4 protein-coding genes and 1 pseudogene are annotated in these 6839 nt (G+C 56.6%); 2 read left to right on the forward strand and 3 right to left on the reverse strand.

The annotated features are described in order from the left end of the window. Nucleotides 1-247 (reverse strand): annotated as a pseudogene (locus tag B2R17_RS14325) (integrase); the annotation flags it as partial. Between the two features lie 1098 nt (nucleotides 248-1345). Between B2R17_RS14325 and tatA the strand changes: the two are divergent. Both tatA and B2R17_RS14335 read left to right on the forward strand, forming a co-directional pair. Beyond that, a complete protein-coding gene (tatA, locus tag B2R17_RS14330; protein WP_231846452.1) occupies nucleotides 1346-1570 on the forward strand; it encodes a twin-arginine translocase TatA/TatE family subunit in 225 nt (74 codons plus the stop codon). 1 nt (nucleotide 1571) lies between these two features. After that, entirely contained in the window at nucleotides 1572-1847 is a 276-nt protein-coding gene (locus B2R17_RS14335; RefSeq protein ID WP_008659693.1) for a Sec-independent protein translocase subunit TatA/TatB, read from the forward strand. 18 nt (nucleotides 1848-1865) lie between these two features. Here the strand turns inward: B2R17_RS14335 and B2R17_RS14340 are convergent, their stop codons facing one another. Together B2R17_RS14340 and B2R17_RS14345 are read right to left on the reverse strand one after the other, a co-directional pair. Continuing rightward, nucleotides 1866-5051 carry a PVC-type heme-binding CxxCH protein gene (locus B2R17_RS14340; RefSeq protein WP_286764518.1) on the reverse strand — a complete coding sequence of 1062 codons (3186 nt, stop codon included), beginning with the start codon at nucleotides 5049-5051 and terminating at the stop codon, nucleotides 1866-1868. A gap of 198 nt (nucleotides 5052-5249) precedes the next feature. Further along, a complete protein-coding gene (locus B2R17_RS14345) occupies nucleotides 5250-6626 on the reverse strand; it encodes an SGNH/GDSL hydrolase family protein (protein ID WP_037249421.1) in 1377 nt (458 codons plus the stop codon). Nucleotides 6627-6839: the final 213 nt, after the last annotated feature.

Here is a 6839-nt window from a genome sequence, read left to right on the forward strand (position 1 = left end):
GGAAGCAGACCCAAGCGGAGCGACAGTTTTTGATGGTGTTGACGGAGTAAAATCGGATCCGCAACTCGCGGACCAGACATTTAACAACCAACGGTTTGGGCGGCTGAGTCGACAGGTCGACGACGGCATGCTCCGCTTTGAATTCCGTCTCCACGGCGTGTCGCGGGGCGTCTCGGCCGCGGGCGTTTCGCCACGGTTGGCCGTTGGTATAGAGACGGGGTGCATCCGGTGCGACAAGACGAGACATGAGCTGCTCCAGCAAACAGGGCGAAGACACGTTTCGCAAACGTTCAGCAAGTCGAGCGTGACAAACAATGCGAATTCATCTCGATCCGGCCCTGTTTTCGGAACAACGAATGGCCGGACAGTCTCCAAAGGCCAGATCCGTTGCTGAATCGACAACAGATTGCTGACGACTAGAACGTGATCGAGAGACGGCTGAGACGTTCGAGCCACTGCACGCACTCGCTGGCCCGCAACGGGCTGCCTCTCCCGGAGCAGAGGTCGTGTCGTTTTGAAGTGCTGCGTTAGTGACGTCTTGCGAACCTCGCACGTTGGCGGCGGGCGAGTCGATCTTGCTGTCGGTTGGCCACTCTTGGCCGACATCCGTAACCTGGACGGGCAAGAGTGCCCATCCTACATGCGTTGAAACCTCGTTGGCGACTCGATCGACAAGCCGCAGCGGGAGGGGGAGTGCGAGCCATTTCCCATGCCCAAGCTTCACCCTCGCGTACGTTAAACGGCGTGGCTCGCCCCAGTAGATCGCTCTCCCAAAACTTCGTTTCGGGAGAGGTGCGGTGCGCAAAAGCAGCAAAATTCCCGCATCATCGGGCCGCCCGACCGCAGCCGCCCGAAGTATGCCGCATGTGCGTTTTGCAAGCGACTCAACCGCTCGCGATTCTGCTGCGTTCGCCCGTCCATTTGGGAAGCTCAGCCCGAATGGGCAATCGCCGTGGCTGGTGCGGCGACGCGATCCAGCCGGCTTTGACATTCAGACGTCTGCGGCTAGAATATTGCGACGGACTTGGAAACGACGTCCGTTGCTTCGGTCCGGAGGTATTCGAACGGGCTCAGCAATTCGATCGCGTGCAACACACGGTTTTTGCTGACGCACCCGCGAATGACCTACCCGCTTTCGCCGACGCCGAATGATCGTTTCATTGCATTCGATGGCTGTCACCCCACCCCTTGGAGGTGAAACTGCGTTCGTTTGACCGGATCCAACGTTGGAATCGGGTTGACGAGGCGGCGTCAGCGCAGAATGTCGTGAGATGGTCGGCCCCGATGCATGTCGCGTTGGCATGAATCGCACACCACTTTGTTTAGCGGGATAGATGGAATGTTGATGACTGTGAGTTCGATGGCGACCGGATTGTTTTTGGCGTTTGGCTTCCCCGGCCTGCCTGAAATGCTGATCGTGTTGGTGATCTGCTTGGTTCTGTTCGGTGGCGCCAAATTGCCATCGTTGATGCGAAACCTGGGACGCAGTGCCAACGAATTCAAACGGGGCATGGCCGAGTCAGGCGACGACGAAGACGAAGCAACGGATCGCACCGACGAGAAGGCCTGAGATGTTTGGTCTCAGCCCATTTGAACTGGCCGTGATCGGAGTGATCGCGGTGGTCCTCTTTGGTGGCAACCTGCCGGAAGTGGCGAGGAAATTTGGCTCGACGTACAGCCAATTCCGACGCAGCCTGCAGGATGTTCAGCAGCAGTTCCGTCAGGTTCAAGACGAAGCGAGCCGGGCGATGTCGATGGACACACCGCCCGCAAAATCCACGTCGTATGACGACGAAGAAGAGGAACCCGATGAACCTTCGGCACCCAAGTTCACTCCCCCGGAGTGATGCGTTCTCGCATGAACATCAGTTGGCATTCGCTGCGTCGGGAGCCAACTGAATTCGAACGTGTTGCTGCAGGTACGCCAGCAAATCACCAACATCCTCGGGCGACAACGCATCGAGGATGTTTTCTGGCATCAGCGAAACCGGCGACGCTTGCAGAGTCTCGATATCATCCCGGTTGACTCGCACAGCATTGCCCTCCGCCGTTCGGATGGTCACCGTATCGGGCGTCTGGTTCTCTAGCAAACCGCTTAGGACTTGACCATCCGAAGTCAGCAATCGGTAGTTGGTGAACTCTTCTCGGATCGCCGCCGACGGATCGATGATGGCCAACGATAGAAAATCAAAATTGGACCGTTCGTATCCCGTCAGATCCGGCCCCACCTTGCCACCTTCGCCAAACAATCGGTGACAGGTGCCGCAATGTTTGGTGAACGAGACCTTGCCATGACCGAGATCCGATTGCGTCGTCGACCGCACGAGAGCTTGCAACGCCTTGATCTGGTTTTGCTTTTCGGCGGGAGTGGCTCGCACAACTCCCCAGTGCCTCGCGACTCGTTCGCGCAGGGCGGGGTTCTCGAAGGCCTGCATTTGAACGACCACATCCGCGGGAACTCGCTCGGCGTTGATCTTGGCCGCGTCGATTTCATCCAACAACACCAACGCCCATTTCTCGCGACTGGAGAGAACCCGAATCGCCGTCTCTCTCAAGTTACCGCGATCATCCATCGAGGATTGATAGGCGGATGCGACCCATGAACCAATCGCTTCACCGGGGAAACGCGAAAGAGCTTGCAGGGCGGCCAACTTGACCGCGCCAGATCGATCGCCCTGAAGTCGTCGCCGCAGGACCGCGAGAGCTTGTTCGTCTTGGATCTCACCGAGCGTTTCAATCAAGGCGACCTTGGTGCGGATTGGAGTCGCGGACTGCTCGATCAACTGCAACGCTTGCTTGATCGCTGCGGCATCGCCCTGACGCAAACGCAGCGGCAAATCCGATCCCGGACGTGACTCGCGGAAGACAGCGAGCTGTTCCCGCAAGGCTTCCGGCAACACCTCGACTTTCCGCCCCACAAATGCTTCTTCAAACCCTTGAATCAGGATCGCCTTGGCATCGTCATTGGGTGCCATGGCCAACAACCTCGCACCGACCCGATAGCTTTCCGGGGAACCTTCCGCCGCGAAACGCCGCATCAATCGATTCAAGATCGTCTCACGGACCAACCGGCTCTTCCATAGTCGCTCGTCTTGAAACAATGCTGCAACGGCGTCTGCGTGTTCTTCACAGTGAGCTTCCAGGCCCCACCAAATTAAAAGCGGCAGATGCAAGTCATCTTGGTCCGCATCCCGAAGCATCATCTCGCGAAGGATCGGCAACGCGGGCTCGGCATCCAAACGCGCCGCGGTGGAAGCCAACTGCGACCGGACGTGCACGTCGTCCTCGTGCTTCGCCAGTTCGATCAAAGCGTTGTGTTGATCGCCCGTCACGGACCGTTCGTCGCCAAGCAACCGAATGGCCCAGCGGCGAAGGTTGGGGTCGGGCTCGGATGACAGCAAGCGATGGGTCAACGCCTCGTCGCTGAGAACACTTCCGCGTTGCAGTGCCCACAGAACCAGCAACCGCCGCTCGTCCATCTCATCATTTAAGATTCCGGCCAGCGAGTCCTGTAGAGCCTTGGATTCCTCGATCCGAGCAACGATGGTCTCCAAGGTCAGGAACCGAATCGTACGACTGGGATGTGCCAGCAAATTCAGCAACTGATCGTCCGTCATCGCGAACAAATCAAATCGAGTTCGCGAAGGCAGCAACTCGTCCCATTTCGAAGACGATGAAAGCTCCTTGGCGGTCAACCGATAGATTCGGCCGCTGGTTTTGTGCCAGTTGTCTCGCGGGTCAACGTGCGTCAAACGAGTGTCGTACCAATCCGCGAAATAGACCGCTCCATCGGGCCCAACCGCGATCGCAACGGGCCGAAACCAGCGATCGCCGGTCTCGACAGTGGTTTCGAAATCACTTGTTCGAAAAGTCGACGTGTCTTCGGTCAATTCACTGCTGATCACACATCGCTGCAACGGGTTGATGGCGATCGATTGACCACGATATCGCGGCGGCAGCACGTTGTCTTGGTAAACCACCAACGCTTGCGTGAACCGCCGGCTATCGCCTTCGGAACGCATATGTTGAAAGAAACCATAAGCATGCGGGTTGGTCAGCGGACCGTGCTTGCCCCACGACTTGGTGCCATAACTGCCTTGTGGATAGAACATGCCACGCGTGCTGCCGTGGTTCGTTCCTGAAAACGTGAGCCCGCTCTCTTCGATTTCCAAACCAAACGTGTTGCCGCCTCCTTCGGCAAAGATTTCAAACCGATGCGATTCCGGGTGGTACCGCCAAATGCATTGGCCCTGGAACGAGGTCGCTTGGTCCGGTCGGTCCGACAAGGGAGCACGAATGGAGGCGGTCGTGGTGCTGCCGTTGGCACCATACAGCCAACCATCGGGACCAAGCCTCAGACTATTCGCGACCGCGTGGGTGTCTTCCAAACCAAAGCCCGTCAGATGAACGGTCGGGTCGCCATCGACCTGTGCGTCTTGATCGGCATCGGGATAGTGCAGCAAGTACGGCGGGTTCATCACCCAAATCCCCGACGTGCTGACCGCGACACTGGTGGCGATGTTGAGGCCTTGGATGACATCTCGATGCGAGTCATACGAACCATCGCCGTTGGTGTCTTCCCACACCGTCACACAGTCCGCCCCAGCGACATGGTTCGGCGGAGCAACCGGCATTTTGTCGAACACGGCTCGCAAGTGCTGGTCGTAGCGGACCACCTTCAGTCCCGCGGGGAACGGGTACTGACGATACTGCACCACCCACATTCGGCCTTTGAAATCAAAGCTGATGTGGATCGGCTGAGTCACGTCTGGTTCTCCCGCGACCAGTTCCATCTGCAAGTCATCGGGAACCTTCAAACGAGCAATCGTTTCGGCGGGCGTCGCGGGATCGGAACCATCTCCAAGGTCGCCGCGTCCTTCAAATTCGCGCATCACACGGGCAACTTCCTCATTGCCCGCGGGAGAATCCTGGGACACAGCGATGTTCAGCCATCCCCAACCAATCGCACTCCAAAGAGCAACGAAGAACAACCACTGGTTTCGCATTGAGTTCGCAATCGTTTGTCGGCTCATCAGCATGGATCGACTCATCGGGGTATCAAAGTGTCAAAGATACCCCAGGCGATGCCTGGGGCTGTCTTAGAGCTGCCGCGTTCGGGCATAGGACAGAACAAAAAACCAACGACGCATTTTCCGTTTCAACACCAAACGTTTAGCAGTCCACGCGAACGCCCAAACGGCTCATGGGATAGCTCACAATCATTCCTACCGACCTGGTTCGCCCAACTTCTATTTCACGGGCGTGATCACGACCGTGTGAGTGACTGGGACGATTGCATCTTGAATCGCCTGGACCAACTTGGCTCGCTTGGCTTCGGTGCTTTTGACCGCGGCCTCCAGATCCTTTTTGCCTTCTTCGCCATGGAAGATTTTCTTGATCTGAATCGTTTCAAACGCCTGTTTGGCGGCCACCGCTTGGTCGATCGCTTGAAACGCTTGGCTGAACGGATTGACTTCGAAGTGTTCTGCCAAGTTCACTCCTTCGGCCAATTCATCCTTCGTGAACTCTTGGCTGTGTTCTCCCCAACGGACACTTGCCTTGTCGGTTTCCAAACCGCTGACGGTCAGCAAAAACTGATTCAGATCTTCATTGAACGGAACCAACGTCATCCCTGAACGGATGCTGTTTTCATCGTCAGCCTTTCCGATCGCACAGAACGGATAACGATCGCTTTGAAAAGTCACTTGGTACGACGAATCATCGGATTTGATTTCAACAAGCGAATGATGATCGCCGCCCTCAGCGGACGTCGCTGCCAAGTCCACCTTCAAATTCGCGATGGGCTCACGGATCCCCATCGATTTAAGAAAGCCATGAGCCATGATGACTTGGCCAGCCCAGGGCGGATGAATCCCGTCGTTGCCGGTCACCTGATAGGGTTTGTCATCGGTGCCATATTTTTCGGCCGCGGTGATTTGAGCAACATACATTGGCCAGAACAAATCCGCGAATGCGACGTTTTCTTCTTTCGCGATTTCGATCCCCAAGTCACGCAGCGTGCACAGGTTCAGGTTGTGTTCGTCCAATGTGCACGCAGGAGCCTTGACCCAGGTCGCGATTTTCCCGGCACAACCCGGCGATCCCAAAACGACTTTGACGCCGGCTTCTTTCAACCGCCGAACGATGTGTTGGTAATTGTCCTTGTACCAATGTCCGTTGTTGACGTCGTAGGCGCGATACCGAGCGTCGTTCATCCCGTAGCAGAGCGTTGCGATGGTGGGCTCGAAACGCAAGCAATCCGAATCCATTCGGCGGAGGAATCCTGCCGCGGTTTCGCCGCTCCATCCAAGTTGTCGTGTTTCAATTTCCAGGTGCGGCATGCACGCGGTCAAGTAAGTCTCGATCATCCGTGAATACATTTTCTGCTCGGTGATCGAATCTCCAATGATCACCAAACGGTCGCCCTTGGTCAGCAACAGCGGTCCGATTTCAGGAGCCTTGGCCGGGAAGAACTTGCCGAACTCAGGATCATCCGGTTTGGGCTCGTACTGGTACGGGCCGGACTCGGGGAACTTGGGCAGCGAGCTGTCTTCGGCTGATGTTGTTGTGGCGAAGACAGAAAATGCGACAAGCAAACCAATGCTTCGCAAGATTGTTGGGGGCATGGTGGGTCTCTTGATGACGATGTTGAGATTGAAATGGGGGAGGCGAGGTGGTGTCATTGATGGCCAAAGGCCTTTTTCACCGGTTCCTGGGACGACGTCCCAGGAACCGGTGAAAACATTGACTCCTTTCGCCAAGGAGTTTGTGTCTTGGACAATCAACGGAATGGATCGCCCTCTCTTGTCTCATGGACTCAAATCGGACGGTTGATTGGG

The sequence above is a fragment of the Rhodopirellula sp. UBA1907 genome, assembly GCF_002337565.1.
Lineage (GTDB): Bacteria > Planctomycetota > Planctomycetia > Pirellulales > Pirellulaceae > Rhodopirellula > Rhodopirellula europaea.

What these genes read in the sequence shown, in the direction of transcription:
- B2R17_RS14340 (WP_286764518.1), bottom strand. Translation starts at nt 5,051, where the DNA reads ATGAGTCGATCCATGCTGATGAGCCGACAAACGATTGCGAACTCAATG.
- B2R17_RS14345 (WP_037249421.1), bottom strand. Translation starts at nt 6,626, where the DNA reads ATGCCCCCAACAATCTTGCGAAGCATTGGTTTGCTTGTCGCATTTTCT.
- B2R17_RS14335 (WP_008659693.1), top strand. Translation starts at nt 1,572, where the DNA reads ATGTTTGGTCTCAGCCCATTTGAACTGGCCGTGATCGGAGTGATCGCG.
- tatA (WP_231846452.1), top strand. Translation starts at nt 1,346, where the DNA reads ATGACTGTGAGTTCGATGGCGACCGGATTGTTTTTGGCGTTTGGCTTC.